This is a genomic window from Nocardiopsis sp. TNDT3 (assembly GCF_003427465.1).
GTDB classification, from domain to species: Bacteria; Actinomycetota; Actinomycetes; order Streptosporangiales; family Streptosporangiaceae; genus Nocardiopsis; species Nocardiopsis dassonvillei.
The window spans coordinates 1-1738 of the sequence record NZ_QPFC01001273.1; the positions used below are offsets into that span (position 1 = coordinate 1).

Genomic DNA, 1738 nt, shown 5'->3' on the forward strand with positions numbered 1-1738 from the left:
AGCGAGGACCCCCACACCACCCAACGCCACCGAACCTCACCCAGGGTGCCCGAAGTTCGACTTCCCGCAGCCCCACATACGTCCATTCGCAACCTGGTTTAGACCACTCCATCCTCCAGACGCTCTAGAGTGTTAAGCGTGACACGTCGAGCAAAAATCGTCGCGACCCTCGGTCCCGCCACCTCGAGCCCGGAAGTCCTCCGCAAGCTCGTCGAAGCCGGACTGGACGTCGCCCGACTCAACCTCAGCCACGGAACCCACGACGACCACAGCGCCAACCTCGCCAACCTGCGAGACGCCGCTGAGGCCGCACAACGAGCAGTCGGCGTCCTCGCCGACCTCCAAGGGCCCAAGATCCGCGTCGGCACCTTCGCCGACGGCCCCGTCGACCTCAACGTCGGCGACGAGTTCACCATCACCACCGACGACGTCCCCGGAGACGCCCACCGCGTCTCCACCACCTACAAGGGACTCCCCGCGGACGTACGCCCCGGCGACCGCGTCCTCATCGACGACGGCCGCATCGCGCTGGAGTGCACCAAGACCACCAGCACCGACGTCCACACCCGCGTCATCGTCGCCGGCACCGTCTCCAACCACAAGGGACTCAACCTCCCCGGCGTCGCCGTCAGCGTCCCCGCACTCACCGAAAAGGACGAGGCGGACCTGCGCTGGGCCCTGCGACAGGGCGTCGACATGGTCGCCCTCTCCTTCGTCCGCAGCCCCGCCGACGCCGAGGAGTGCCACCGCATCATGGACGAGGAGGGCGTCACCGTCCCCCTCATCGCCAAGGTCGAGAAACCCCAGGCCGTCGAACGGCTCCAGGACATCATCGAGGTCTTCGACGGAGTCATGGTCGCCCGCGGCGACCTCGGCGTCGAACTCCCCCTCGAAAACGTCCCCATGGTGCAAAAACGCGCCGTCGAACGCTGCCGCGACAAGGCCAAACCGGTCATCGTCGCCACCCAGATGCTCGAATCCATGATCGGATCACCCCGGCCCACCCGCGCCGAGGCCTCCGACGTCGCCAACGCCGTCCTCGACGGCGCCGACGCCGTCATGCTCTCCGGAGAGACCAGCGTCGGCAAGTACCCCGTCGAGACCGTCGAGACCATGGCCCGCATCGTCAGCGCCGCCGAACAGGAATCCCTGCGCGCCTCGCACATCCTCAACCGGGTACCCGAGACCACCGGCGGAGCCATCGCCCGCGCCGCCGCCGAGATCGGCGCCACCGTCGGAGCCAAGGCACTGGTCGCCTTCACCATGTCCGGAGAGACCGCCCGACGCCTGGCCCGCTACCGCTCACCCATCCCGCTGATGGCCTTCACCACCGAGGAGACCACCCGCGGCGTGCTCTCCCTCACCTGGGGAGTCGAGAGCAACCTCGTGCCCTGGGTCGACAACACCGACGACATGGTCCGCCAGGTGGAGGCCGAACTCCTCCAGCTCGGCGACTACCACAAGGGCGACAAGGTCGTCATCGTCGCCGGAAGCCCGCCCGGAACCACCGGTTCCACCAACTCCCTGCGCGTCCACCGCCTCGGAGACGCCGTCGCCCTCGCGGCGCGGTAGCAACACCCGGGCGCCCCGCACCGGGCGCCCCCGACGTGCCGCATCAGGTCCGGCCCGGAGGACACGGCGTATGAGCCGCGCCGCCCACCGGGTCAGGACCAGGTGCGGCCCCGCCGCCGCGCCGCCCTCAGGCCGCCGACTCCCCGCGCACGTCCCCCCGCGGCTC

General features: G+C 69.6%; 1 protein-coding gene. It reads left to right on the forward strand.

Going from position 1 to position 1738, the window contains the following annotated elements:
- Positions 1-138 precede the first annotated feature (138 nt).
- On the forward strand, positions 139-1572 hold the full coding sequence (gene pyk, locus DQW06_RS26730) for a pyruvate kinase (RefSeq protein WP_013154177.1): 1434 nt from the start codon (positions 139-141) through the stop codon (positions 1570-1572).
- Positions 1573-1738 lie beyond the last annotated feature (166 nt).